Annotated in this window: 23 protein-coding genes and 1 pseudogene; 17 read left to right on the top strand and 7 right to left on the bottom strand. The window is 75.2% G+C overall.

Features of this window, described 5'->3' with window-relative positions:
• Positions 1–103: 103 nt before the first annotated feature.
• The 9 genes from J3P29_RS14140 (at position 104) to J3P29_RS14100 (ending at position 10,449) form a co-directional block, all read left to right on the top strand.
• On the top strand, positions 104–706 hold the full coding sequence (locus J3P29_RS14140) for a TetR/AcrR family transcriptional regulator (RefSeq protein WP_210494195.1): 603 nt from the start codon (positions 104–106) through the stop codon (positions 704–706).
• A 37-nt stretch (positions 707–743) separates the two neighbouring features.
• Positions 744–1,703 carry an amidohydrolase family protein gene (locus tag J3P29_RS14135; RefSeq protein WP_210494193.1) on the top strand — a complete coding sequence of 320 codons (960 nt, stop codon included), beginning with the start codon at positions 744–746 and terminating at the stop codon, positions 1,701–1,703.
• Entirely contained in the window at positions 1,700–2,197 is a 498-nt protein-coding gene (locus tag J3P29_RS14130; protein WP_210494190.1) for a cysteine dioxygenase family protein, read from the top strand. Before J3P29_RS14135 ends, J3P29_RS14130 begins: the two co-directional genes overlap by 4 nt.
• 283 nt (positions 2,198–2,480) lie before the next feature.
• The gene (locus J3P29_RS14125) at positions 2,481–2,771 is read left to right on the top strand and encodes a non-heme iron oxygenase ferredoxin subunit (protein WP_349239848.1); all 291 of its coding nucleotides are present in this window, start codon (positions 2,481–2,483) and stop codon (positions 2,769–2,771) included.
• Between the two features lies 1 nt (position 2,772).
• Entirely contained in the window at positions 2,773–4,224 is a 1,452-nt protein-coding gene (gene sufB, locus J3P29_RS14120; protein ID WP_246851928.1) for a Fe-S cluster assembly protein SufB, read from the top strand.
• A 71-nt stretch (positions 4,225–4,295) separates the two neighbouring features.
• Positions 4,296–5,570, top strand: coding sequence for a Fe-S cluster assembly protein SufD (gene sufD / locus J3P29_RS14115; RefSeq protein ID WP_210494188.1), 1,275 nt, complete (start codon positions 4,296–4,298; stop codon positions 5,568–5,570).
• Between the two features lie 277 nt (positions 5,571–5,847).
• Entirely contained in the window at positions 5,848–7,218 is a 1,371-nt protein-coding gene (locus J3P29_RS14110; protein WP_349239870.1) for a cystathionine beta-synthase, read from the top strand.
• Positions 7,215–8,339 (top strand): PLP-dependent transferase, encoded by a 1,125-nt coding sequence (locus J3P29_RS14105; protein ID WP_210494184.1) that lies wholly within the window; start codon positions 7,215–7,217, stop codon positions 8,337–8,339. The genes J3P29_RS14110 and J3P29_RS14105 overlap by 4 nt, the downstream gene beginning before the upstream one ends.
• 163 nt (positions 8,340–8,502) lie before the next feature.
• The gene (locus tag J3P29_RS14100; protein ID WP_210494181.1) at positions 8,503–10,449 is read left to right on the top strand and encodes a hypothetical protein; all 1,947 of its coding nucleotides are present in this window, start codon (positions 8,503–8,505) and stop codon (positions 10,447–10,449) included.
• 3 nt (positions 10,450–10,452) lie between these two features.
• Here the strand turns inward: J3P29_RS14100 and J3P29_RS14095 are convergent, their stop codons facing one another.
• Positions 10,453–10,923 (bottom strand): peroxiredoxin, encoded by a 471-nt coding sequence (locus tag J3P29_RS14095; protein WP_210494179.1) that lies wholly within the window; start codon positions 10,921–10,923, stop codon positions 10,453–10,455.
• A 59-nt stretch (positions 10,924–10,982) separates the two neighbouring features.
• Here J3P29_RS14095 and J3P29_RS14090 point away from each other — a divergent pair, with 59 nt between their 5' ends.
• On the top strand, positions 10,983–12,140 hold the full coding sequence (locus tag J3P29_RS14090; RefSeq protein ID WP_210494177.1) for a M20/M25/M40 family metallo-hydrolase: 1,158 nt from the start codon (positions 10,983–10,985) through the stop codon (positions 12,138–12,140).
• A 99-nt stretch (positions 12,141–12,239) separates the two neighbouring features.
• Positions 12,240–12,959, top strand: a complete 720-nt coding sequence (locus J3P29_RS14085) for a TIGR00730 family Rossman fold protein (RefSeq protein WP_210494174.1) — start codon at positions 12,240–12,242, stop codon at positions 12,957–12,959.
• A gap of 41 nt (positions 12,960–13,000) precedes the next feature.
• Here J3P29_RS14085 and J3P29_RS14080 read toward each other — a convergent pair whose 3' ends face one another.
• A complete protein-coding gene (locus J3P29_RS14080) occupies positions 13,001–13,357 on the bottom strand; it encodes a rhodanese-like domain-containing protein (protein ID WP_210494172.1) in 357 nt (118 codons plus the stop codon).
• A 78-nt stretch (positions 13,358–13,435) separates the two neighbouring features.
• Here J3P29_RS14080 and J3P29_RS14075 point away from each other — a divergent pair, with 78 nt between their 5' ends.
• The 5 genes from J3P29_RS14075 (at position 13,436) to wecB (ending at position 18,139) form a co-directional block, all read left to right on the top strand.
• Positions 13,436–13,879, top strand: a complete 444-nt coding sequence (locus tag J3P29_RS14075) for a Fur family transcriptional regulator (protein ID WP_210494169.1) — start codon at positions 13,436–13,438, stop codon at positions 13,877–13,879.
• A gap of 47 nt (positions 13,880–13,926) precedes the next feature.
• A complete protein-coding gene (locus J3P29_RS14070) occupies positions 13,927–14,550 on the top strand; it encodes a metallopeptidase family protein (RefSeq protein ID WP_210494167.1) in 624 nt (207 codons plus the stop codon).
• 114 nt (positions 14,551–14,664) lie between these two features.
• Positions 14,665–15,816 carry an acetyl-CoA C-acyltransferase gene (locus J3P29_RS14065; RefSeq protein ID WP_210494165.1) on the top strand — a complete coding sequence of 384 codons (1,152 nt, stop codon included), beginning with the start codon at positions 14,665–14,667 and terminating at the stop codon, positions 15,814–15,816.
• Between the two features lie 139 nt (positions 15,817–15,955).
• On the top strand, positions 15,956–16,990 hold the full coding sequence (locus tag J3P29_RS14060) for an ATP-dependent 6-phosphofructokinase (RefSeq protein WP_210494162.1): 1,035 nt from the start codon (positions 15,956–15,958) through the stop codon (positions 16,988–16,990).
• A gap of 48 nt (positions 16,991–17,038) precedes the next feature.
• Positions 17,039–18,139: a UDP-N-acetylglucosamine 2-epimerase (non-hydrolyzing) gene (gene wecB / locus J3P29_RS14055; RefSeq protein ID WP_210494159.1), complete on the top strand. Its 1,101-nt coding sequence runs from the start codon at positions 17,039–17,041 to the stop codon at positions 18,137–18,139.
• Between the two features lie 87 nt (positions 18,140–18,226).
• Here the strand turns inward: wecB and J3P29_RS14050 are convergent, their stop codons facing one another.
• Entirely contained in the window at positions 18,227–18,823 is a 597-nt protein-coding gene (locus J3P29_RS14050; RefSeq protein ID WP_210494157.1) for a TetR/AcrR family transcriptional regulator, read from the bottom strand.
• Positions 18,824–18,952: 129 nt separating this feature from the next.
• Here J3P29_RS14050 and J3P29_RS14045 point away from each other — a divergent pair, with 129 nt between their 5' ends.
• Positions 18,953–20,440, top strand: coding sequence for an MFS transporter (locus J3P29_RS14045; RefSeq protein WP_210494155.1), 1,488 nt, complete (start codon positions 18,953–18,955; stop codon positions 20,438–20,440).
• 38 nt (positions 20,441–20,478) lie between these two features.
• Here J3P29_RS14045 and J3P29_RS14040 read toward each other — a convergent pair whose 3' ends face one another.
• From J3P29_RS14040 to J3P29_RS14025, 4 genes and pseudogenes are all read right to left on the bottom strand, one after another.
• Positions 20,479–21,096: a histidine phosphatase family protein gene (locus J3P29_RS14040; RefSeq protein WP_349239847.1), complete on the bottom strand. Its 618-nt coding sequence runs from the start codon at positions 21,094–21,096 to the stop codon at positions 20,479–20,481.
• Positions 21,093–21,794, bottom strand: a complete 702-nt coding sequence (pgl, locus tag J3P29_RS14035; protein WP_210494153.1) for a 6-phosphogluconolactonase — start codon at positions 21,792–21,794, stop codon at positions 21,093–21,095. Before pgl ends, J3P29_RS14040 begins: the two co-directional genes overlap by 4 nt.
• Positions 21,791–23,668 (bottom strand): annotated as a pseudogene (locus J3P29_RS14030) (glycoside hydrolase family 15 protein); the annotation flags it as partial. The gene pgl and the pseudogene J3P29_RS14030, both read right to left, overlap by 4 nt.
• A 26-nt stretch (positions 23,669–23,694) precedes the next feature.
• Positions 23,695–24,768: a glucose-6-phosphate dehydrogenase assembly protein OpcA gene (locus J3P29_RS14025; RefSeq protein WP_210494148.1), complete on the bottom strand. Its 1,074-nt coding sequence runs from the start codon at positions 24,766–24,768 to the stop codon at positions 23,695–23,697.
• Position 24,769: the final 1 nt, after the last annotated feature.

Below are 24,769 nucleotides of genomic sequence, written 5' to 3'. Positions count from 1 at the left end.
ACCGGCTTTCGGATGGTGGCGATCGTTCTTCTCCAGGTGGAGAAGTTCTCCAGTTGTAGAAGAACGTGCTCCGGGCGTCAAGCGCCGGTGCGATACTCGGGTCGTGGCTCGCCGCGCCGATCAGCCCGACCGTCGCGAGGTCCTGCTCGCCGAAGCCCTGCGGCTGCTCGCCGACGGGGGCGTGCCCGCGGTGACCCACCGGGCGATCGAGCGCGCCGCGGGCGTGCCGCACGGCTCGGTGACCTACCACCTGGGGGGCCGGGCCGAGCTGCTGGGCGCGATGATCGAGCGCGTCTGCGCCATCTCGGAGGCGCAGGTCACCGCGATCGCGCACGACCTCGCGCTCGCGCTCGCGCCGCGCGACCGCGAGATCCCCTACGAGGCGGTGGCCGACCGGCTCATCGCCTGGATGGACGACGAGCGGGGTGGGCATCTGGCGCGCCTCGAGCTCGAGCTCGCGGGCGCCCGCGACCCGGACGTCCGGGTCCGGATGACGGCCGCGGCGCGCCCGTTCTGGCGGCTCTGCGAGCCGCTCGTCGTGGCGCTCGGCTCCGCCGTGCCCGAACGCGACGCCCGCGCGCTGGCGTCCTGGGTGGACGGGCTCCTGCTCGATCGCCTCGCCCACGACCCGCCCGACCGCGACGTCGTCGTGGCGGCGCTCCGTCACGCGCTCTCGCCCTGGGCCGGCGAGCCCTCCCCGGCATAAAAGTCCTAAATCAGGTCAGGTTTTGTATATTTGAGGCGTGAGCCTCGCCACCGACCTGCACCAGCACGCCTGGCCCGCGCCGTTCCTGGCCGCGCTCTCTGCGCGGCGGGACGGTCCGCGGACCCACCGGACCGCGGACGGCGCCTGGTGCCTGGAGCTGCCGGCCGAGGCCCCGTGCGTCCTCGACGAGCGCCAGACCGACCTGCACCGGCGGGCCGGCGGTCTGCTGGCGGCCGGGCTGGACCGGGCGCTGCTCGTGCCGCCGGTGGCGATCGGGATCGACGCGCTGCCGGCCGACGAGGCGCGCGAGCTGCTGACCGTCTGGCTCGACGGGGCGCTGGCGGCGGGCGGACCGTTCGGCGCGTGGGCGGCGGTGGCCGCGCGCGACCCGCGCCCCGCCGACCTGCGCGCCGCCCTGGCGCGGGGCGCGGTCGGGCTGGTCGTCCCGGCGGCGGCCGTGGCCGACCCCGCCGCCCTCGACCGTCTGGGGCCGGTGCTCGAGGAGCTCGGCCGCCACGACCGTCCGCTGTTCGTGCACCCGGGCGTCCCCGACGGGCGTCCGGACGACGCGGCGTGGTGGCCGGCGGTCGGCGACTACACCGGGCAGCTGCTGCGCGCGTGGGCGACGTGGCTCGACCGCGGCCACCGCGCGCACCCGACGCTGCGGGTCCTCTTCGCCGCGCTCGCCGGCGGCGGGGCGCTGCTGCTCGAGCGCCTGGCGGCCCGCGGCGGCCCGGTCGACCTGGCGCGCTCCCCGCTGCTCGCGTACGACACGTCGTCCTTCGGGACCCGCACCCTGGCCGCCGCCGCGCAGGCCGTCGGCGCGGACCGCCTCGCGTTCGGGTCCGACCTGCCCGTCGTCGCCCCGGCCCACGGCCACGTCCCCGTCGTCGCGGGCGTGGGCGCCGGGCGCCTGGCGACGGTGGCGGCCTCCACCCTGCTGGGCGAGTCGCCGGCCGCGGCCGCGCCCGCGGCACCGCTGGAGGTGGCGGCGTGAGCGCGCCGGGCGTCGCCGCGCGGGTCCTCGGCGCCGCCGAGCTCGAGGCGCTCGCGCGCGAGGTGGCCGCGGACCCGGCGGCCTGGGCGTCGGCGGTCGAGCACCGCGCCGATCGCCGCACGTACGCGCTGCTGCGGGACGACGCGTCCGTGACGGTCTGGCTCATCTGCTGGAGCCCCGGCCACGACACGGGCTTCCACGACCACGACCGCTCGTCCGCGGGCATCGCGGTGGCGGCGGGGGAGATCGTCGACGAGCGGCTCGCGCTGCGCGGCGAGCCCGTCCGCCGGCGTCTCGGCGTCGGGCAGGCGACGACGGTCGAGCCGGCCGAGATCCACCGCATCCACCACGCGGGCGACGCGCCGGCCGTCTCGGTCCACGCGTACTCGCCGCCCCTCCGGCGCACCGGGGCCTACGAGGTCGCCGACGACGGCCGCCTGCTGCGGTTCGCCCAGGACGGCGACGAGGAGCTGGCGCCCCGCGCGGCGGGCTGATCGGGGTGCCCTCGCAGGTGCTCGGCGCTCGTTGTCGCAAGCGCCGAAGATCTGCGAGACGGCGCACACCAGCGCCGGAGCGGCGCATCGCCCGTCGCCACGGGCGAATCCGCTTAGGGCGCCCTATATCCGACCGCCGAAGTCGGTCTAGGGAAACGCGGCCCGGCGCGATACAATTCCGCCTATCGGCATCGGACATCGCCGCCGGGGACCGCCCCGGTCCGGCCGTCCGGTCCACCGCTGACCTTCGCGCCTGCCCGTGCCCCTGATCGACGTCTGCCCCGTGTCCGACCTCCCCGAGGGGAGCCGCGTGACCCTGGAGCACGACGACGTCGAGATCGTCGTCGTGAACTGCGGCGGCACGATCCTGGCGATGGAGGACCGCTGCAGCCACGACGACGGCGACCTCTCCGAGGGGGCGCTGGACCCCGTGGCCTGCACGATCGAGTGCCCGCGGCACGGGGCGCTCTTCGACCTGCGCACGGGTCGCCCCAAGACCCTCCCGGCCTACGAGCCGGTCGACACCTTTCCCGTCCGGATCGACGGGGACACCATCAAGTTGGAGGTGGACTGAGATGCCCACGCCCCCTGACACCAGCGCGTCCCTCCTGAACGAGGAGGAGGCCTCGCTCGTCGACCTGAACGCGGACTACACGGCGAAGTACGGCTTCCACGACGCCGAGAACTACCTCTACAAGGCGCCGAAGGGGATCAACCCCGAGATCGTCGCCAAGATCTCGGAGTTCAAGCAGGAGCCGCAGTGGATGCGGGACTTCCGGCTGAAGGCGTACGAGTACTTCGAGGCGCGCCCCCAGCCGACCTGGGGCAGCCCGATGCTCGCCGAGGTCGACTACGACGACATCCACTACTTCGTCCGCGCGTCCGAGCGCGCCGAGCGCTCCTGGGACGACGTCCCCGAGGACGTGAAGAAGACGTTCGACCGCCTCGGCATCCCGGAGGCGGAGCGCAAGTTCCTGTCGGGCGTCGGCGCCCAGTACGAGTCCGAGGTCGTCTACCACCAGGTGAACGAGGAGCTCGAGAAGCAGGGCGTCATCTTCATGGACATGGACACCGCGCTCCGCGAGCACGAGGACCTCGTCCGCGAGTACTTCGCCACGGTGATCCCGCCGAACGACAACAAGCTCGCCGCGCTGAACAGCTCCGTGTGGTCGGGCGGCTCGTTCGTCTACGTCCCGCCGGGCGTCCACGTCGAGATGCCGCTGCAGGCCTACTTCCGCATCAACACGGAGAACATGGGCCAGTTCGAGCGGACGCTCATCATCGCCGACGAGGGCAGCTACGTGCACTACGTCGAGGGCTGCACCGCCCCGACGTACTCCAGCTCGTCGCTGCACTCCGCCGTGGTGGAGCTCATCGCCAAGCCGGGCGCGCGCATCCGCTACACGACCGTCCAGAACTGGTCGCAGAACGTCTTCAACCTCGTGACGAAGCGCGCCGTGGCCGAGGAGAACGCCACGGTCGAGTGGGTCGACTGCAACCTCGGCTCGAAGCTGACGATGAAGTACCCCGCCGTCTACCTGATGGGCGAGAAGGCTCACGGCGAGGTGCTCTCGATCGCGTTCGCCGGCAACGGCCAGCACCAGGACGCGGGCGCGAAGATCGTCCACGCCGCGCCGAACACGACGTCGAACATCTTCGCCAAGTCGATCTCGAAGGACGGCGGGCGCTCGAGCTACCGCGGCCTGCTCGAGGTCGGCAAGGGCGCCGTCGGCGCGAAGTCGAAGGTCGTCTGCGACGCGCTCCTGCTGGACGAGCGCTCGAAGACGGACACCTGGCCGACGATCCGCATCGACGAGGACCAGGTCGACATCGGCCACGAGGCCACGGTCTCGAAGGTCGGCGAGGAGCAGCTCTTCTACCTGCAGTCGCACGGCATCGACGAGGAGGAGGCCGCGAAGCTGATCGTCAACGGCTTCGTCGAGCCGATCGTCAAGGAGCTGCCGATGGAGTACGCGGTCGAGATGAACCGCCTCATCGAGCTGCAGATGGAGGGGTCGATCGGCTAGGGCCCCCGCCTCCGGACGCCGCCCCGCGTCCGGAGGCCCCGCCGCCCCGACCGCCTCGACCCGAAGACTTCATGACCACGACCACCGCTCCCGCTCCCGTCTGGCTCACCGCGCTCCGCAGCGGCGCCGCCGAGGAGCTGCCCACCGTCGAGATGCCCGCCTTCCGCGGCACCCCGGGGTGGGAGTTCACCGAGATCCCCGAGCTCGACCTCGACGCGTACCCGACCGCCCAGGGCGGCACCGTGGGGACGGCCGAGACGGCCCCGCGGATCTTCGACCACCTGCCCGAGGGCACCCTCCGCCTGACGCAGGTCGACCACGCCGTCGTCGACGAGCCGGTGCAGGTGCCGGCGCCCGGCGAGCGCCAGGCCCTGGTCCTGCCGCTCGAGGTCGCCGCCGCCGAGCACCCCGAGCTCGTCGAGCCGTACCTCGGCAGGATCGAGACGGCTCGCACGCCCTTCACGGTCCGCAACGACCGCGACTGGACCGGCGGCTTCTTCGTCCACGTCCCGCGCGGGCTGCAGCTCGACGCGCCCGTCCTCCTGACGCAGATCCAGGAGCAGGCCGGCCGCACGGTCTCGCCGCGCGTGCTGATCGTCGTCGAGGAGGGCGCCTCGGCCGAGGTCTGGTCGCAGACGACGTCCGCGTCGCCCGACCTGGACGCGCTCGTCAACGGCGTCGTCGAGATCCACGTCGGCCAGAACGCGCGCCTGCGCTTCGTCGACGTGCAGGACCTGTCCGAGAAGACGTGGATCTTCGGCGCGCAGCGCGCGACGATCGAGCGCGACGGCTGGATGGACTGGATCACCCTGGGCCTCGGCTCGGCGAAGGGCAAGGTCTTCCAGGAGACGTCGCTCGACGGCCCCGGCGCCCACGGCCGCGTCACCGGCGGCTACGCGTCGCACGGCAAGCAGCACCTCGACTTCGACACGCTGCAGACGCACGCGGCGCCGAACACGACCTCCGACCTCGCCTTCCGCGGCGTCCTCGCCGAGAAGAGCCACGCCGTCTGGCGCGGCATGATCAAGGTCGACGAGGACGCGCAGCAGACCGACGCCTTCCAGGAGTCGCGCAACCTGCTCCTGGGCCGCAAGGCGCACGCCGACGCCATCCCGGGCCTGGAGATCGCCGCGAACGACGTGCGCTGCACGCACGCCGCCGCGATCGCCCAGATCGACCCGGAGCAGCTGTTCTACCTGCGCTCCCGCGGCCTGGACCTGCAGCGCTCGCGCCGCATGGTCATCGAGGGCTTCCTGGCCGAGCTCGTGACCCGGTTCGAGGAGGGCCCCGTGCGCGAGGCGCTCGGCGAGATCCTCCAGCGCCGCATGGACGCCGTCCTGGCCTGAGCCGCCCGCCGCGCCCGACCCGCCACCGGCGGGCGGGCGCGACCCCGCCCGGCGCGCCGGCCGTCCGCGGCCCGCGCGCCCGGGCGCGCCCCGTCGGTCCGACGGCTCGCCCGCTCGCCCGCCGCCGACGCGCCGGCGACCGCTCCGCGCCACGCGGCGGCGCATGCGGCCCGGTCGCACGGGGCACGCGTGCGCGGGGATCTACAGTGGGGACATGAGCGATCCCTCCCCGCCCACGTCCCCCGACCCCGCCGTAGCCGGCGCGGCTCCCGGAACGATCGTCGCCCACGACTCCATCCTCGACGCGATCGGCGCGACGCCCCTCGTCCGCCTGTCGCGGATCGCCGCGGGCCTCACCCCGCAGGTGTTCGCCAAGGTCGAGGCGCTGAACCCCGGCGGCTCCATCAAGGACCGCGTCGCCCTGCGCATGATCGAGGCCGCCGAGCGCGACGGCCTGCTGCGCCCCGGCGGCACGATCGTCGAGCCGACGTCCGGCAACACCGGCACCGGCCTGGCGATGGCCGCCCGCATCAAGGGCTACCGCGTCATCGCGGTCATGCCGGACAAGATGTCGCAGGAGAAGATCGACCTGCTGCGCGCCCTGGGCGCCGAGGTCGTCGTCACCCCGACCGACGTCGACCCGGACTCGCCGCGCTCGTACTACAGCGTCTCGAAGCGCCTGACGGAGGAGATCCCGGGCGCCTTCAACCCCAACCAGTACGCCAACCCGGCCAACCCCCAGACGCACGTCGACTGGACGGGGCCCGAGATCTGGCGCCAGACCGGCGGCCGCATCACCCACCTGGTCGCGGGCGTCGGCACGGGCGGCACGATCACCGGCATCGCGCGCTACCTCAAGGCGCAGAACCCCGACATCCAGGTCATCGGCGCCGACCCCGAGGGCTCGATCTACTCCTCGGACGAGGTCCGCCCGTACCTGACCGAGGGCGTCGGCGAGGACTTCTGGCCCACGACGTTCGACCCGTCCGTCGTCGACCGCTACGTCACGGTCTCCGACAAGGACGCGTTCCTGTCCGCCCGGCAGCTCTCGCTCGTCGAGGGCATCCTCTCCGGCGGCTCGTGCGGCACCGCGATGGTGGCCGCGCTCACGGTCGCGCGCGAGATCACCGACCCGGACGCCGTGGTCGTCGTGATCCTGCCCGACGGCGGCCGCTCCTACCTGTCGAAGATCTACAACGACACCTGGATGCGCGAGCACGGGTTCCTCGAGCGTCCGCCGGAGCGCACCGTCGGCGACGTGCTGCGGACGAAGGAGCAGGAGGGCGGCGTGCCGCAGATGGTCGCCGTGCGCCCGACCCACAAGGTGCGCCAGGCGATCGCCGTCATGCACGAGCACGGCGTCTCGCAGCTGCCGGTCGTCTCGCCGCACGACGCGGACGCCCTCGTCGGCTCGATCGGCGAGCGCGGCCTGCTGCGCCGCGCCGCGAAGGACCCGGCCGTCCTCGACGCCGACATCTCCGACGTCATGGAGCTGCCGTTCCCGGCCGTCTCCGCGGACGGCCCCGTCCGCGAGGCCGTCGAGCTGCTGTCGGGCGACCAGCAGGCGCTCGCCGTCATCGAGGGCGGCCGCCCCGTCGGCCTGGTGACGCGCTCCGACCTGCTCGAGTCCCTCGTGGTGCCCGCATGAGCGCGCACCTGCCCGACGACGCGCGGATGGCCACCCGCGCGGTCCATGCCGGCCTGGAGCCCGACCCCACGTACGGGTCGATCGTCCCGCCGATCCACCAGACGTCGACCTTCGTGCAGCCCTCGCCGGGCGAGTACGTCGGCGACTTCGACTACGCGCGCTCCGGCAACCCGACGCGCGCCGCGCTCGAGACGGCGCTCGGCCAGCTCGAGGGCGGCCTGGCGACGACGTTCTCCAGCGGCCTGGCCGGCGAGCACGCGCTGATCACCGCGGTGGCCCAGAGCGGCGGCCACGTCGTGCTGCCCAACGACCTCTACGGCGGCACCTACCGCCTGGTCGACTCCGTGCTCTCCCGGTGGGGCCTGGCGTACGACCTCGTCGACCAGCGCGACCTCGACGCCACCGTGGCGACGATCCGCCCCGAGACGGCGATCGTGTGGGTCGAGAGCCCGACGAACCCGCTGCTGAACGTCGTCGACGTCCCCGCCCTGATCGAGCGGGTGCGCGCCCGCGCGACGGAGGTCGGGGCGTCGCCCATCGTCGTCGTCGACAACACGTTCGCCACGCCGATCAACCAGCGGCCGCTCGAGTGGGGCGCCGACGCCGTCGTGCACTCCGCGACGAAGTACCTGGGCGGCCACTCCGACGTCGTCGGCGGTGCCGTGATCGTGCGCGAGAAGGCGCTGCACGCCGCCGTCCGGCACGTGCAGAACTCGATCGGCGCGATCCCCGGGCCGTTCGACTGCTTCCTGCTGCACCGCGGCCTGCGCACGCTGCACCTGCGGGTGGCGCAGCACGGCCGCAACGGCGAGGCCGTCGCCGCGTTCCTGCGCACGGCCGAGGGCGTCACCGACGTCCGCTGGCCGGGCTTCGGGGGGATGGTGTCGTTCCGGCACCCCGCCGCGGCGGCGATCACCACCGCCACGCGGATCTTCTCGCTCGCCGAGTCGCTCGGTGGCGTGGAGTCCCTGATCGAGGTGCCCGCCGCGATGACGCACCAGTCCGTCGCCGGGTCCGACGCCGCGGTTCCCGCCGACCTGGTGCGGCTGTCCTGCGGCGTCGAGGATCCCGAGGACCTCGTCGCCGACCTGCGCCAGGCGATCGCCGCGCAGGCAGGCTGAGCGGGCCCGCCCGGGGCGCCGGCCGACGCGGCCGGCGCCGTCGGGCGTGACTCCCCGGGGGAGGACTGGGGCGTCTCCCGGATGCGCCGGCGCGGCCGGCCCGGCAGAGTGTGCGCTGCCGCCCCGACGTCCCGCGGGGCGGCGTCGTCCCGAGGAGCCCGCCGTGCCGCACCGTCCCGTCCCCGACCGCCCCTGCCGTCCCGCCGCGTCCGCGCCCGGGCCCCGCGCCGAGCGACGGGCGGCGGCGGTCGCGCTCGCGGTGCTGCTGGCCGTCGCCCCCGGGGCCGCGGCCGACGAGGCACCGGACGCCGGCGACCCGTTGCCGGACGAGGTGGTGCCCGGCCTGATCGCCCGCGACGCCCCGATCTACGACACGCTCGACGCCCGCTGGAACCCGCCGGCCGACGCGTACGGCAGCCTGCCGGGGCCGCCGACGACGCGCACGAACGCCGCCCTGCTGCGGCTGCACGTCCGCGCGGCCCAGGGCGACGGCCCGCGGTCGTTCGTCGACGACCGGCGCGTCGCCGACCTGGTCGGCATGCTCACCCGGCCGCCCGCGTTCCGGGACGGCGCCTACACGCGCTACCGCCGCGACGATCCCGACCAGCGCCACCGCCCCGGCTTCACCGCGGTCGCGGGCTCCTCGCGCACGGCGGGCGGCGCGCAGCACGTCTCGCTCGACCCCGAGGTGGCGCTCGCGCTGGCGGAGACCTACCGCGCCGCCGACGTCGTGCACCTGCCCGACGACCTGCGCCGCCGGATCCGCCACGTCGTCCTGCGCGTCGCCGCGCACCGCATGTTCTCCCCGCGCGAGGTCCGGATCGGGCAGCTGCTGTGGACCGCCGAGATGCTGTGGGCCAAGCGGCTGGTCGACGGCGACGTCGCCGCCTGGCGTCGTGACTACCGGCGGGCGCTCGACACCCAGCGCGCGCTGCTGCCGCGCCTGCTCACCCGCGACGCCGGCTACCGCTACACGCCGGGCGATCCCGCCGCCGTGATCAACCGGATGGACACGCCCGAGTACTCGCTCATCGCGCTCGGCGGCGCGCAGTGGCTGCCGCAGGCCCTGCGGGCCGGGATGCCGGTGGGCGCCGCGGAGCGCGCGCGCTACCGGGCGTGGTTGCGGCGCGTGATCTGGGGCGCCTTCGGCAACGACGGCGGGCTGAACTGGGACACGGGCTGGGGCGCGCGCCGCCGCTACCTGGCGCAGTACTGGGGGTGGGCGGCGGTGCAGCTGTCCGACCTGGCGCGCATGCCGGGGTTCCTGCCCCGCGCCGACCGCCTGCGCGCCCGCGACCTGTGCGCCCGGGTCGCGCGGCGGTACCTGGAGGTGGCGGACGCGGACGGCGTGCTGCCGAAGACGCTCTACGGCACGCACTCCGCGTTCGCCGAGGCCGGGCGGGACCGCGCGATCGGCACGCTCCGGGTGCTCTCCGCCGCCACGAGGTGCCCGGATCCGCAGGGCGCCCGCGACCCCGCGTCCGCCGCCAGCTTCGACCGCGACCAGGGCCGCTACGCCGTGACGACGCAGCGGTACACGACGTCGGTCGTGGCGTGGGCGCGGGACACCGCGGCGGGCGTGCTGCCCGTGCGCCTGGTCGACGACCACGGGCTGCCGGTCGGCGGCCTCGGCGGCCGCCGCTCCGCCTTCGACCTGCGCGCCGGCGCGCTGCGCCTGGGCGGCGCCGCCCAGGCGGGCACGACCGTCCGCCTGCGGGCCCGGGGCGGGTCCGGGCCGCTCGCGGGGCGTTCGACGCTGCACGCCACGGTCCGGCGCGGCGGGCGGACGGCCACGGTGCGGACGACGTTCGCCGACGCGGGATTCCGGCTGCGTGGCCGCCTGGACCGCGCGGCGCCGCGGCGGTGGCGGCTGCCGGTGCCGGTCGGCGCGCGGGCGCGGTGGGAGCGGCGCGGCGGGGCGACCGTCGTGCACGTCACGCCCGCGGCCGGCCGCCGGTGGACCGCCACGCTGCGCGGGCGCGGCACCGTCCGCCTGGCCGGCGTCCCGCGCGACGACCGCGACCCGACGGTGCGCCGGGTCGCCGTCGTGACGCTGCCGGCCGGGCGCGAGGTCGACCTGCGGGTGACCGTCGGCGCCCCGGTGAGCTGACCGTCAGGCGGCGGGGCGGGACGGCAGCCCCGCCAGCACCGTCGCGAGCTCGTCGACGGTGACGAACGTCAGGCCGACGGCGTGCACCTTCGCCCACGCCACGCGGCCGTCGGCGTCGATCACGAACGTCGCGCGCTTCGTCCCCGTCAGGCGCGAGGTGACGCCGTACCGCGCCGCCACGGCGCCGTCGGGGTCGGCGAGCAGCGGCACCGTCAGGCCGTGCCGGCCGGCGAACGCCTCCTTGCTCGCCACGTCCTTCCCGGAGACGCCGACGACCACCGCGTCGAGCGCCGCCAGGTCGTCCGCGCGGTCGCGGTACGAGCAGAACTGCTTCGTGCAGACCGGCGTGTCGTCGCCGGGGTAGAACGCCACGACGACGGGCCGCCCGCGGTGCGCGGAGAGGGTGAACGGGCCGTCCGTCCCCTCGAGGGTGAAGTCGGGGGCCTGCTCGCCCGGCCGGGGTGCGGAGCTCATGCGCCCCACCCTACGACCCCCGCCGCGGGAGGGCCCGCCCCGGCCCGTAGGCTGGACGCATGAGCCCGTCGGCGACCCTGCAGGCCCTCCTCGACGCCGCGCCGCGCGTGGCGGACGACGCGGGCGCGCTGCTCGGGCCGCTCGTCGGGGTCTCCTCCCCGTCGGGCGACGTGGCGGGGCACGAGGTGTGCGTGGCGCTCGTCCGCGACGCCCTGCCGCCGGCCGCCGTCGTCGAGCGGCTGCCGTGCTCGACGACCGGCGACGCCCCCGACCTGCTCGTGCGCCTGCGCGGCACCGGCACGGCGCGGGTCGTGCTGCTGGGGCACCTCGACACCGTGGTGTCGCACGAGCGCCACCGGCCGCTCGAGCGCGACGGCGACCGCTGGAACGGCTCCGGCACCTTCGACATGAAGGGCGGCGACGCGCTCGCGGTCGGCGTCCTGCGCGCGCTGGCCGACGTGCCGGGGGCGTCGACGCTGTTCGCCGAGGTGGCCCTGCTCCTCGTCGCCGACGAGGAGTGGCGGTCGGAGCCCTTCGCCCACGGCCCGCTCTTCCGCGACTGGGACGCCTGCCTGTGCTTCGAGGGCGGCGAGCGCACGGCCGCGGGGGAGGAGGCCGTCGTCGTCCGCCGCAAGGCCGCGGCGGCGATCCGCGTGGACGCCCGCGGCCGCGCCGCGCACGCCGGCTCGCGGCCGGACGACGGCCGCAACGCCCTGCTCGCCCTCGCCGCGATCGCGCGGGAGATCGCCGCCCACCACGACCCGTCCGGGCCGGACCGGCTGAGCGCGGTGCCGACGATCCTGCGCAGCGGCGCGGCGATCAACGTCGTGCCCGACGCCGGCGAGCTCGTCTGCGACCTGCGGGCCGACGACGTGGCGCCGATCGAGCGGGTCCTCGCGGGCCTGCCGACCGAGGTCGACGGGGTGGCGGTCGCGGCGCGCTTCGGGCGCGTGTGGCCGGGGATGGACCACCGGCGCCAGGCCGCGCCCGTGCTGGAGCGGGCGGGCGCGCTGCTCGGCCGTCCGGTCCACGGCGCCGCCCGGGGCGGCGCGTCCGACGCGAGCCACCTGGCGCCGTGGGTGCGGGTGGCGATCGACGGCCTGGGGCCGCTCGGCGGCGGCGCGCACGCGGACGACGAGCACGTGGACGGCGCGACGCTGGGCGACCGCGCCGCCGTCGCCCTGGCCGTGCTCGGCGCCGTCCTCGCCCCCGCCTGAGCCGCGCGGCCCGCTCGCCCGCGCGCCGCAGGGCCGGCCGTGCGGGGACGTTCACGGCCCGGTGGCGTCCGCCGCCCGGTCCCGGGGTAGGGTCGGAGGGTGACCAGCACGCCGCGCCGCCCCGCCTCGCCCGACGAGGAGATCCTCAGCGCCGAGTGGCCCGACGTCCGCACCGAGCTGACGGACCCCGAGCGCGTCGAGCGCATCGGCGCCGAGCTGACGCGGGCGTTCGACGCCCTGCGCGACGTCCGCGACGGGATCACGGTCTTCGGCTCGGCGCGGACGGGTCCGGGCAGCCCCGAGTACGAGGCGGCGCGCGAGCTGGCGCGCCGCCTGGCGGCCGACGCGGGGGCGACGGTGATCACGGGCGGCGGCCCCGGGGTGATGGAGGCCGCCAACCGCGGGGCCCGCGAGGGCGGCGGCCGGGCCGTCGGCCTGCTCATCGACCTGCCGTTCGAGACCGGGTCGAACGGCTACCTGGACGTCGAGGTGCCGTTCCACTACTTCTTCACGCGGAAGGTCTCGTTCGTCCGCTACTCGAACGCCTTCGTCGCGATGCCGGGGGGCTACGGCACGCTCGACGAGCTCTTCGAGGTGCTGTGCCTCGTCCAGACGAAGAAGATCCGCCGCTACCCGGTGGTCCTGTACGGCACCGCGTTCTGGGGCGGCCTGGTGGCCTGGCTCCGCGAGCGCCTGCTCGCCGACGGGCTGATCTCGCCCGGCGACGAGGACCTGTTCGTCGTCACGGACGACATGGAGGAGATCGTCGCGATCTGCGCCGACGCCTGCCGCCGCCAGCACGGGTACCTGGGCGACTGAGCCGCCCGCCACGGCTTCGGGTGCGGTGCGCCGGCGGCCGCTCAGTGGTCGGCGACGACGCCGCCCTCGGGCACGAGCGGCCGGCCCTCGGCGTCCCACTGCAGCAGGCCGCCGCGCAGCGACCACGCGTCCAGGCCCTGCTCGCGCAGCGCCTGGGCGGCGTACCCCGAGCGGCCGCCGACGCGGCACTGGAACACGACGGGCCGCTCCCGGTCCAGCTCGCCCGTCCGCGCGCCGAGCTGCGAGAGCGGGATGTGGACCGCCCCGTCGATGCGGCCGGCGTCCCACTCGTCCTGCTCGCGGACGTCGACGAGCTGGACGGTGCCGCGCTCCAGCTCGCGCGCCAGCTGCTCGCCGTCGACCTCGAGCCCGGGGTGATCGAAGATGCGCTCGGCCATCCCGCCACGGTACCGCGCGCGGCCGGGCGTCCCGCTCCGGCGGGGCGGTTCCGGGGCGATACCCCGTAGAATGGGCGCATGGACGCCGTCGCCCCGACCGCAGAGGTGGACGCCCGGCTCGTCGCCCGCCTGCGGGGCGCGGGCCTGCGCGTGACGCCGCAGCGCCTGGCGCTGCACCGGATCGTGGCCGCGACGCCGCGCCACGTGACCGCCGAGGCCCTGCTGCGCGAGGCCACGGCCGACCTGCCCGGTCTGGCGCTGCCGACGGTCTACTCCACGCTCGAGCTGTTCGCCGAGCTCGGCGTCGTGCGCCGGGTGGCCGCCCCGGGCGCGGCCCGCTACGACACGGACCCCACGCCGCACGACCACTTCACGTGCACCCGGTGCGGCACGCTGCTCGACCTGGACACGAGCGCCGGACGCGCGGCCGCCACGCGCGCCGCCGAGGCCGCCGGCCACCGCGTCGCGTCGGCCACCGTGGTGGTCACCGGCGTGTGCGCCGGCTGCGCCGCGGACGCCTGACGCCCCACCCGGACCGGGCGCCGCCACGGGTGGCGTATGGTCCCTCCATGGTCCGCCGGTCGCCCGCTCTCGTCCTGATCGCGGGGTTCTGCGTCGCGTGCGTCCTGGGGCTCGTGCTCGCGGGCTGGGCCACGGAGGGCTGGGTGCGCACGGTCCAGACGATCGGCGTCGTCGGCGCCGGCGTCGGCGTCGCGGTCGCGATCCTGGCCGCGATCACCGGCCACCTCGCCGACTACCGCGAGCCCGCGTCCGACGAGGAGTTCGAGCGCGTCGTCGAGCGCTCGGAGTACCTGGCCGCGCAGGGCCTGGCCGTCGACCCCGACGAGGCCGAGTTCCTCGCCGCCGACCCGTACGACGACGAGGGGTTCGCGTCGCTCGTGCGCGATGCGCTGGACGACCTGCCCGACCTGCTGCAGCGGGTGCTCGACACGAACGTCGCGGTCGTCATCTCGGACGACGGGCACAAGCACCACGCCTACGGCCTGTACGTCGGCGACGGCGCCACGCGGGACGAGCACTCCGACCGGATCATCATCTTCCGCGACACGCTGCGCCGCGCGTTCGGGCACGACCCGGACCTGCTGCGCGAGCAGGTGACGATCACCGTCCGCCACGAGCTCGCGCACCACGTCGGCTTCGACGAGCTCGGCGTCCGCGAGCTGGGGCTGTAGCCCGCCGCGCCACCCCGTCGACCGCGGCGGCGCCGCGCGTCCCACCGGCCCGATTGACTCGTCAGTCAATGGGCGTACCATGGCCGGACACCCCCCTCTCGAGGAGCTAGTGCCGTGCCCGAAGCCGTCATCGTCGATGCCATCCGCACGCCCATCGGGCGCGCCGTCAAGGGGTCGCTGAAGGACGTCCGCGCCGACGACCTCGCCGCCCTGCCGATCAAGGCGCTCATCGAGCGCAACCCGGGCGTCGACTGGTCCGAGACCGTCGACGTCCTGATGGGCGCCGCGTCCGGCGAGGGCGAGCAGAGCTACAACATCGCCCGCAACGCGGCGCTGCTGGCGGGCCTGCCGTTCGAGGTCCCCGGCGTGACGACGAACCGCTTCTGCGCGTCGTCCCTGCACACGATCCGCACCGCCTTCCACGCGATCAAGGCGGGGGAGGGCGACCAGTACATCGCCGCCGGCGTCGAGGCCGTGTCCCGCACCGTGCAGGGCGGGGAGTGGCAGTTCCACCCGCAGCTCGACGGCTCCGAGGGCTCGATCTGCAACGTCTACCTGCCGATGGGCCTGACGGCGGAGAACGTCGCCAAGCAGTGGAACGTCTCGCGCGAGGCGCAGGACGCGTGGGCCGCGAAGAGCCAGCAGCGCGCCGTGAAGGCGCAGGAGGACGGCCACTTCGACAAGGAGATCGTCCCCGTCACGCTGCCCGACGGCACCGTCGTGTCGAAGGACGACGGTCCGCGCCCCGGCACGACGGTCGAGAAGCTCGCGCAGCTGAAGCCGGTCTTCGACCCCGAGAACGGCACGGTCACCGCGGGCAACGCCTGCCCGCTCAACGACGGCGGCGCCGCGACGCTCATCATGAGCGCCGAGAAGGCCGAGAAGCTCGGCCTGACCCCGCGCGCCCGGATCATCGCGACGTCCGTCGCCGCGATCCGCCCCGAGATCATGGGCGTCGGCCCGATCCCCGCCATCCAGAAGCTGCTGGCGGCGACGGGCAAGAGCATCGAGGACATCGACATCGTCGAGATCAACGAGGCGTTCGCCGCCCAGATCGTGCCGTGCAAGGACGAGCTGGGGATCAGCGACGAGCAGCTCAACCCGTTCGGCGGCGCGATCGCGCTGGGCCACCCGTTCGGCATGACCGGCGCGCGCATCATGACGACGCTCATCAACGGCCTGGAGACCACGGGCGGGCGCTACGGCATCGAGTCGATGTGCGTGGCCGGCGGCATGGGCATGGCCGCGCTGATCGAGCGGATCTGACGGGACGGGGCCGGCGCGCGCGCCGGCCCCGTCCCGGCGCCCCGGCCGCGGCGCCCGGCGCGCACGCCGCCCGGGCGGCGCCCGGGAGTTCACGGCCGGGCCTCGCCAGGCGCCGTCCGGGCCCCTAGGCTCCGAGGCCATGCGCATCGGGATCCTGACCGCCGGCGGCGACTGCCCCGGCCTCAACGCCGTCATCCGCGGCGTCGGCCGCAAGCTCCTGCGCGAGGGCCACGAGCCCGTCGGCCTGCGCCGCGGCTACCGCGGGCTGGCCGAGGCGGACCACCTGGCGCTCGACCACCGCTCGATGTCCGGGATCCTGCACCTGGGCGGCACGATCCTGTCGACCTCGAGCTACGACCCCTACCGACACGACGACGGCCCGGACAAGGTGCGGGCGGCGATGGAGCGCGGCGACGTCGACGCGGTCGTCGCGATCGGCGGCGAGCACACGATGGACATCACGCGTCGCCTGCACGAGGGGCTGGGGCTGCCGGTCGTCGGGGTGCCGAAGACGATCGACAACGACATCGTCGGCACGGACCGCACCTTCGGCTTCGACACCGCCGTGCAGGTGGCGGTCGACGCCATCGACCGCCTGCACTCCACGGCCCAGTCGCACGACCGCGTCATGGTCGTCGAGGTCATGGGGCGCAACGCCGGGTGGATCGCGGTCGAGTCCGGGATCGCGGGCGGCGCGGACGGCATCCTCATCCCCGAGCGCGACGTGCCGGTGGAGGACCTGGCCGCCACGATCCGCCAGCGCCACGAGCGCGGCAAGGACTTCTCGATCATCGTCGTCTCGGAGGGCGCGCGCCTGGCGTTCGCCGACGGCTCGTCGCAGAAGGTGCGCGCGAGCGACGACACCGACGAGTACGGGTACGAGCGCCTGGGCGGCATCGGCGCGGCGATCGCGCAGGAGCTCGAGCGCGAGACGGGCTACGAGACCCGCGTGGTCGTCCTGGGCCACGTCCAGCGCGGCGGGACGCCGACGGCCTTCGACCGCGTGCTGGCCACCCGGTACGGCGTCGCCGCGGCCGAGGCGGTGCTCGACGGCGCCTTCGGCACGATGGTCGCGCTGAAGGGCCAGGAGATCGTCCGGGTGCCGCTGAGCGAGGTCGAGGGCGTGAAGGGCGTCGACCTGCGCCTGGCCGAGCTCGCGCGCACGTTCTTCTAGCGCCGCGGCGGCCGCGCCGCGCCGCCGCGCGTGCGACGATCCCGCGCGATGCGGATCGTCACCGTCGTCGGCAACCGGCCCCAGTTCGTGAAGGCCGCCGCGGTCTCCCGGCCGCTGCGGGAGCGCCACGACGAGGTGCTGATCCACACGGGGCAGCACCACGACGACGCGCTGTCGGCGGTCTTCTTCCGCGAGCTCGATCTGCCGGCCCCGGACCACGAGCTGCGGCTGGGCGGCGGCACCAACCTGGCCCAGACGGCCCGGATGCTGACCGAGCTCGAGGCGCTGCTCGGCGCCGCCCGCGCCGACGGCCCGGTCGACGCGGTGCTCGTCTACGGCGACACGAACACGACGCTCGCCGCGTCGCTCGTCGCCGCCGACCTGGGCGTGCCGCTGGCGCACGTCGAGGCCGGGATGCGGTCGTTCGATCGCCGGATGCCCGAGGAGCGCAACCGCGTCGTCTGCGACCACCTGTCGACGCTGCTCCTGGTCCCGACGCCGACGGCCACCGCGAACCTGACGCGCGAGGGGCTGGGCGACAAGGTCGTCGACGTCGGCGACGTGGTGACCGACGTGACGCTGCACGTGCATCCGCGCGCCCGCGAGCGCGCCGGGGCCTGGCTGGGCGCGCGCGACCTGGCGCCGGGCGGCTACCTGCTGGCGACCGCCCACCGGGCCGGCAACGTCGACGACCCCGCGCGGCTGACCGCGCTCGTCGGCGTGCTCGAGGCGTGCGCGACGCCCGAGCGTCCGCTCGTGCTGCCCGTGCACCCGCGGACCGCCGCTCGCCTGCGCGAGCACGGGCTGGAGGAGCGCTTGCGCGCCGCGCCGGGCGTGCGGCTGCTCGATCCGGTCGGCCCGCTCGACTTCGCCACGCTGCTCGTCGGCGCCGCCGGCGTCCTCACGGACTCGGGGGGCGTGCAGAAGGAGGCGTACCTGGCCGGCGTCCCGTGCGTGACGCTGCGCGACACGACGGAGTGGACCGAGACGGTCGACGCCGGCTGGAACGTCCTCGTCGACCTGGACGCCGGCGCGGCGCGGGCGGCGCTGGACCGCCCCGTCCCCGCGGAGCGCCCGCCGCTGTACGGCGACGGCCGCGCGGGGGAGCGGGTCGTCGCGGCGCTCGAGCGCGCGTTCGGCGGCGCCTAGGGGCGTCCTCGCCGGACGGTCGGCGACGAGGCCGAGGCAGCGCCCGGCGCGGGTGGGCCGCCGTCCCGCGCGTCCCGCGGGCGAGGGTCAGCGGCCCTGGTCGGGAGCGACGTAGCGCAGGCCGTCGAGCGCCATCTCGAGGATGTGCCCGTTCTGGGCGGGGTCCTCGACGGGGATCTTGGCGATGCCGCCGGCGAGCTTCAGCACCTCGGCGACGTCGGTGTCGGGGCGCACGACTCCGGCCTCCTGGGCGCGGCGGAGCAGCGGGTCCCCGACGGCGAGCAGCGCGGCGCGGCTGCGCTGGAAGACGTCGGCGTCGCGCTCGAACGTGCCGAGCAGCGCGGGCGCCAGGGCCTGCTTGGCGACGAGGTAGGCGGTCAGTCGCCGCAGCCAGCCGGCGAAGGCCTCCCAGGGCGGCAAGTCGGCCAGGTCGGCGGCCGAGTCGCACAGCGCCTGGACCTCCTCGAGGTAGACGGCCTCGAGCAGCGCCGCGCGCTGCGGGAAGTTGCGGTAGAGGGTGCCGATGCCCACGCCGGCGCGGCGGGCGACCTCCTCCAGCGGCGTGTCGGCGCCGCCCTCGGCGAACGCCTCGCGGGCGGCCTCGACGAGCCGCTCGTAGTTGCGGCGGGCGTCCGCCCGACGGGGGCGGGGCGGGGCGAGGGGGTCGGCGGTGTCCCGGGTCATGGCGCAGCGCTCCGTCACCGGGTTGACGAACCGGAGGTCGCCTCCGTATGATCCGGAGGCAGCCTCCACTTAGGCCCGGGCGGTCTCACGAATCTAGCACCGCCTCCGCCCCCGACCGTCGGGAACCTCATGCACACCACCGCCTCGCCCACCCCGGACCACGACCGCCGCCGGTGGCGCGCCCTCGTCGTCCTCTGCTTCGCCCAGCTGATGATCACCCTGGACACGACGATCGTGAACGTCGCCCTGCCGGCGATCCAGGAGCACCTCGACTTCAGCGACGCCGACCTGTCGTGGGTCGTCAACGCGTTCCTCGTGACGTTCGGCGGCTTCCTCCTGCTCGCCGGCCGCCTGGGCGACCTGCTCGGCCGCCGGCGCGTCTACCTGGTGGGGCTCGTCGTCTTCACCGTCGCGTCGGCGCTCTGCGGGCTCGCCGAGAGCCAGGGCATGCTGATCGGCGCCCGACTCCTGCAGGGCGTCGGCGCGGCGCTGCAGGGCGCGGCCATCCTGGCGATCATCGCCACCGGCTTCCCCGAGCCCCAGGAGCGCGCCCGTGCCATGAGCGCCTACGTGTTCGTCGCGGTCGCCGGCGCCGCCCTCGGCCTGCTCGCGGGCGGCCTCCTGACCGAGGGCATCAGCTGGCGGTGGATCTTCCTCGTCAACGTCCCGATCGGCGTCGGCACGATCGTCGTCTCGCGGCTGCTGGTCGACGCGGACGAGGGTCTCGGGCTCGGCGACGGGCTCGACTGGCTCGGCTCGGTCCTGATCACGCTGGCCGTCATGGTCGGGGTGTTCGCGGTCGTCGGCGCGGTGGACCACGGCTGGGGCTCGACCCGGGTGCTCGGCTCCGGCGCCGCGGCGCTGCTCCTTGCCGGCGCCTTCGTCCTGACGGAGCTGCGGGTCGCCGATCCGGTGCTGCCGCTGCGAATCCTGCGCCAGCGCGGGCTGATGGGCGCGAGCGTCGTGCGCGCGCTGATCGGGACCGGCCTCTTCGCGACGTTCTTCCTCGGCACGCTCTACTTCGAGAACGTCCTCGGCTACGGCCCGGTGCAGACGGGGCTCGCGTTCCTGCCGTGGTTCCTGAGCCTGGGCGTGCTCTCGCTCGGCGTGACGGCGCGGCTGATCGCCCGCTTCGGGGCGATGCCGGTCATGGTCGCCGGGATGCTGATCTCGATCGTCGGCATGCTGCTCTTCCGCAGCGCCGGCATCGGCACGGCGTACTTCCCGACCATCGCCCTGGCCAACCTGGCGATCGGCACCGGCGTCGGGCTGACGATGATGCCGCTGCTGCACGTCGCGATGAGCGACGTCGCGCCGGCGGACCGCGGCCTCGGCTCCGGCGTCATCACGGTCGCGCAGCAGGTCGGCGGCGCCCTCGGGCTCGCCGTGCTCAGCACGCTGGCGGCGACCCGCACGAGCGGGCTGGTCGCGGACGGCGAGGAGCTCCGCAACGCGCTCGTCGCCGGCTACCGCCTGGCCTTCGTCCTGGGCGCGGGGTGCTTCGCGGCCGGCATCGTCGTCGCCGTGGCGCTGCTCGGGCGGAGCAGCACGCCGGCGCGGCGGCCGGTGGAGACGCCGGCGACCCCGGACCGGCCGGTCGCGACCGAGGCGTCCTGAGCGGACGGCACGGCGCCGCCGGCGGCGGTCGGCGGCGCCTAGCCCGTCAGGTTCCAGCGGCGCAGCACGCGCCGCTCCCGCTCGAAGCCGAGCACGCCGAGCGCGGACGTCGCCAGGGTCAGCCGCTGCCCGAAGACGGCGGGCTGCTCCAGCCAGCGCGCGGCCAGCACCCGCAGCAGGTGGCCGTGGGCGACGATCAGCACGTCCGCGCCGCCGTCCTCGGGCACCTGGCAGCGCAGCACGCGCGCGATGACGCGGTCCGTGCGGGCCCCGACGTCGTCGATGGTCTCGGCGCCCTCGATGTCGGCCGTCCACGACTCCCACGTGGGGTCGCCGGTCCGCTCGCGCATCGCGACGGTCGTGATGCCCTCCGCGGCGCCGTAGTCCCGCTCCATCAGGTCGTCGTCCAGCTCGGGCGCCGCGACGCCGGGCAGCGCCAGCTCGAGCGTCTGCCGCGCGCGCAGCAGCGGCGAGCAGAGGACGTGGGCGAAGTCGATGCCGGCCAGCTGCGGGGCCAGCGCCCGGGCCTGACGGCGGCCCTCCGACGTCAGCGGCAGGTCGGTGCGGCCCGTGTGGCGCATCGCCTTCGACCACTCCGTCTCGCCGTGGCGGGCCAGCCAGACGCGCAGGCCCGTCGGGACGGCGGCGCCGCTCACGCCGGCACCAGCCCGGCGGCCCGGGCGGGGCCGAGGGCCGCCTCGTCCGCGATCACCGTCAGGCGGTCGCGGGGGAGGAGGCTGGCCGGCGCGTGGATCCCGGGCTCGCCGAGCGTCCGCGCCAGCGCGTCGGCCTTGCCGGCGCCGGTGACGAGCAGCACGAGCTCGCGGGCCTCCGCCAGGGCGGGCAGGGTCAGCGACACGCGCTCGGGCGGCGGCTTCGGCGAGTCGAGCACCGCGACGGTCGTGCCGCCCGCCTCCAGGCCGGGGTGGCGGGGGAAGAGCGACGCCGTGTGGCCGTCCTCGCCCAGGCCCAGCAGGACGGCGTCGAGCGGCCGGCCCTGCAGGTCGTGCGCGTAGGCCGTCGCCTGGTCCGCCGGGGTGCCGACGCCCGTCAGGCGGTGCAGGGCGTAGCCGCGGTCGCGGCCCAGGGCCTCGTCCACCAGGCGCGCGTTGCTGTCGGGCGACTCGTACGGCACGCACCGCTCGTCGGCGAGGAAGACGTCGACCCGCTCGGGGGCGTCCACGCGCGGGCCGAGCAGCTCGTACGCCGCCACGGGCGTCGTGCCGCCCGACAGCGCCAGGGCAGCGCGTCCGCCGCCCGCGGTGGCCCGCGCGACGGCGTCGGCCAGCAGGGTGGCCGCGCGCTCTGCGGCGGCCTGCGCGTCGGCGACGGCGAGCAGCGTGGGGGCGGTCACGAGATGCCTCCCGCCGCGCCGGCGCCGCCCAGCGAGACGCTCGAGGCGTCGGCGCGGATGACGTGCATGACGGCGTTGATGAGCGCCAGGTGCGTGAACGCCTGCGGGAAGTTGCCCAGGTGCCGGCCCGTGCGCGGGTCGAGCTCCTCGGCGTAGAGCTGCAGGTCGGAGGCGAACGACAGCAGCCGCTCGCACAGCTCGCGGCCGCGGTCGAGCTCGCCGATCTCGACGAGCGCCGAGACGAGCCAGAACGAGCAGATCGTGAACGTGCCCTCCTCGCCCGAGAGGCCGTCGTCGGTCTCGTCGACCTTGTAGCGCAGGACGAGGCCCTCCTCCGTCAGCTCGTCCGCGATCGCCAGGACCGTCGCGCGGATGCGCGGGTCGTCCGGCGGCAGGAACCGGAAGAGCGGCATGAGCAGCAGCGACGCGTCGAGGGCGTCCGTCTCGTAGTGCTGGCAGAAGACGCCGCGCTCGTCGACGCCGTTCTCGCACACGTCGGCGTGGATCTCGTCCGCGATCGCCTGCCACTCCTTCGCGATCGCGAAGTCGCCGCGCAGCTCGGCCAGCCGGGCGCCCCGGTCGAGCGCCACCCAGCACATGACCTTCGACGACGTGAAGTGCTGGAGCTGCCCGCGGACCTCCCAGATGCCCGCGTCGCGCTCGCGCCAGTGGGCGATGGCCTCGGCGACCTGCTTCTTCAGGATCGGCCAGATCGCCTCGGGCAGCTGGTCGCGGGACCGCGTGTGCAGGTAGATCGAGTCCAGCATCGCACCCCAGACGTCGTGCTGGTTCTGGTGGTACGCGCCGTTGCCGATGCGCACCGGGCGGGCGCCGTCGTAGCCCTCCAGGTGGTCGAGCTCGTACTCGTCGAGCTGCCGCTCGCCACCGATGCCGTACATGATCTGCAGCGGCTTCTCGCCACCGGCGACGTCCTGGATGAAGTAGAAGAAGTCGTTGGCCTCCTCGTCGAAGCCCAGGGTGTACAGCCCCCAGAGCATGAACGTGGAGTCGCGGATCCAGGAGTAGCGGTAGTCCCAGTTGCGCTCGCCGTGCGGCGTCTCCGGCAGCGAGGTCGTGGCGGCCGCGAGCATGGCGCCCGTGGGGGCGAACGTCAGGCCCTTGAGCGTGATCGCGGAGCGCTGCAGGTGCGTGCGCCACGGGTGGTCGGGGAACTCCCCGTGGCTGAGCCACTCGTGCCAGAAGTCCGACGTGTAGTTCAGGCGCGCGTGCGCGTCCTCGTACGTCTGCGGGCCGCCGTGCGTCGACCAGGACAGCGCGATGAAGTGCGTGTCGCCCGCGCGGACGGTGGTGCGGGCGCGGGCGCGCTGGCCCTCGAAGCCCAGGCGCAGGTCCGTCGTGAGCGTCAGCTCGGTCGTGCCCTCGGGGTCGCCGACGATGCCGATGCCGTAGCCCTCCGACCCGTAGCGCCAGTGGCCGGGCCGGCGACCGTAGTCGAAGACCGGCTCGCACTCCATGTACATCTCGACGTAGCCGTTGACGCAGCGGATCGTCCGCAGCAGCACGTGGTCGGCGTCGTCGTCGGTGGGGGAGCGGCGGTGGCTCTGCGAGCGCTCGCCCTCGTGGTGCCACGGCCCGACGAGCAGGCAGTCGCGCACGACGACCCAGCCCGTGCGGGTGGCCCAGGTCGTCTCCAGGATCATCGTGCCGGGCAGGTACCGGCGGCCGGCCGGCACGGTCTGCCCGACCGGGGCGACGCGGAACTGGCCGGCGCCGCGGTCCAGCACCGCGCCGAAGACGGACGGGCTGTCGTGGCGCGGCACGCACATCCACTCGACGCTGCCGGAGGGCGCGACGAGCGCGTTGACCTCGCAGTCCGAGAGGAACCCGTAGTCCGCGATCGGGGGGTAGGCCGAGTGCGGGTTCGGGCGCTCGACGGGACTCAGATGCACGAGTGCAGCCTCCGGGCGGTCGCGAGCGCCCCGTGGTAGCCGTCGTCGGGCACGAGGGTGCGGCGCAGCGCGGTGCCGAGCACGCCGGCCTCGCCCCGCGACGCGCCCATGACGGTCCAGTGGCGCTCGGTGGTGGTCGTGGCGTCCCCGGTCCCGCGGACGACGTCCATGCGCCGGGCGCGCAGGCCGCCGGGGTTGCGGTCGAGGGCGAAGCTCGAGCCCGAGCGCGACGACACGGTGGTGCCGGCCAGGCCGGGCGGCGTGTCGTCGACGGGCGTCAGCCGCAGGGTGATCGGCAGGCCCGCGGCGTCGCGCACCGTGCCGCCCTCGCACCGCCAGCCCAGGCGGTCGCCGAGCCAGCCGAGCATGAGCCAGGCCGCGGCGGCCGAGCGGCGCTCGTGCCGCACCTCGACGGCGACGATCTCGTGCAGCTCGCCGGCCCGCGAGCCGCCCGCGTAGTGGGCCGCCAGGCGCTGCCGCCAGGGCGTGGCCCGCAGCCACGACAGGTCGACGACGGCGATCCGGCGCCGCTCGAGCAGGTCCCAGGCGTCCTCGAACCCGCCCGCCACCTCGGCGGCGTCCGCGGTGTCGAGCATGACGGTCTGCGCGAGCTCGCCGATCGACTCGAGCGCGTCCGTGTGGCCGTGGGGCGCCCACACGATCGTCGGCACGTCGGTCATCACCATCGGGTCGACGATGGACTCGAGCCACAGCAGGTGCCGCTCGGCGACGTCCAGCTCGACGAGCTCGGACAGCGCCTGCCGGCTGCCCGGGTCGGGGTCGCCCGTCAGCGTCACGCGCGCCGACAGCGTGGCGCGCCGGGGCGACACGCGAACGAGGACGGTGCGCGAGGGGGTGTTGCGGCCGATGCTCTCCAGGCGCCGGCTGATCTCGCCGGCGTAGGCGGCGTCGACGATGGCGACCAGGTTGAGCGCGCGGGCCGGGAGGGCACCGCCGCCGGCGCGCTGGAAGCGCTCGCGCTCGAGGGCGCGCATCGCGCCCTCGACGGCGGCCGGGTCGACGTCGTCCTGCTGCCAGACGGTGTGCTCGATCGCGGTGCTCACG

It is taken from the genome of Patulibacter sp. SYSU D01012 (genome assembly GCF_017916475.1).
Lineage (GTDB): Bacteria > Actinomycetota > Thermoleophilia > Solirubrobacterales > Solirubrobacteraceae > Patulibacter.
This window is presented reverse-complemented; position numbering and strand designations above follow the sequence as displayed.

Excerpts from the sequence above, each read along its gene's own strand:
- sufB (WP_246851928.1), top strand. The coding sequence starts at position 2,773 with ATGCCCACGCCCCCTGACACCAGCGCGTCCCTCCTGAACGAGGAGGAG.
- J3P29_RS14045 (WP_210494155.1), top strand. The coding sequence starts at position 18,953 with ATGCACACCACCGCCTCGCCCACCCCGGACCACGACCGCCGCCGGTGG.
- J3P29_RS14060 (WP_210494162.1), top strand. The coding sequence starts at position 15,956 with ATGCGCATCGGGATCCTGACCGCCGGCGGCGACTGCCCCGGCCTCAAC.
- wecB (WP_210494159.1), top strand. The coding sequence starts at position 17,039 with ATGCGGATCGTCACCGTCGTCGGCAACCGGCCCCAGTTCGTGAAGGCC.
- J3P29_RS14105 (WP_210494184.1), top strand. The coding sequence starts at position 7,215 with ATGAGCGCGCACCTGCCCGACGACGCGCGGATGGCCACCCGCGCGGTC.
- J3P29_RS14050 (WP_210494157.1), bottom strand. The coding sequence starts at position 18,823 with ATGACCCGGGACACCGCCGACCCCCTCGCCCCGCCCCGCCCCCGTCGG.
- J3P29_RS14095 (WP_210494179.1), bottom strand. The coding sequence starts at position 10,923 with ATGAGCTCCGCACCCCGGCCGGGCGAGCAGGCCCCCGACTTCACCCTC.
- J3P29_RS14090 (WP_210494177.1), top strand. The coding sequence starts at position 10,983 with ATGAGCCCGTCGGCGACCCTGCAGGCCCTCCTCGACGCCGCGCCGCGC.
- J3P29_RS14075 (WP_210494169.1), top strand. The coding sequence starts at position 13,436 with ATGGACGCCGTCGCCCCGACCGCAGAGGTGGACGCCCGGCTCGTCGCC.
- J3P29_RS14080 (WP_210494172.1), bottom strand. The coding sequence starts at position 13,357 with ATGGCCGAGCGCATCTTCGATCACCCCGGGCTCGAGGTCGACGGCGAG.
- J3P29_RS14070 (WP_210494167.1), top strand. The coding sequence starts at position 13,927 with ATGGTCCGCCGGTCGCCCGCTCTCGTCCTGATCGCGGGGTTCTGCGTC.
- sufD (WP_210494188.1), top strand. The coding sequence starts at position 4,296 with ATGACCACGACCACCGCTCCCGCTCCCGTCTGGCTCACCGCGCTCCGC.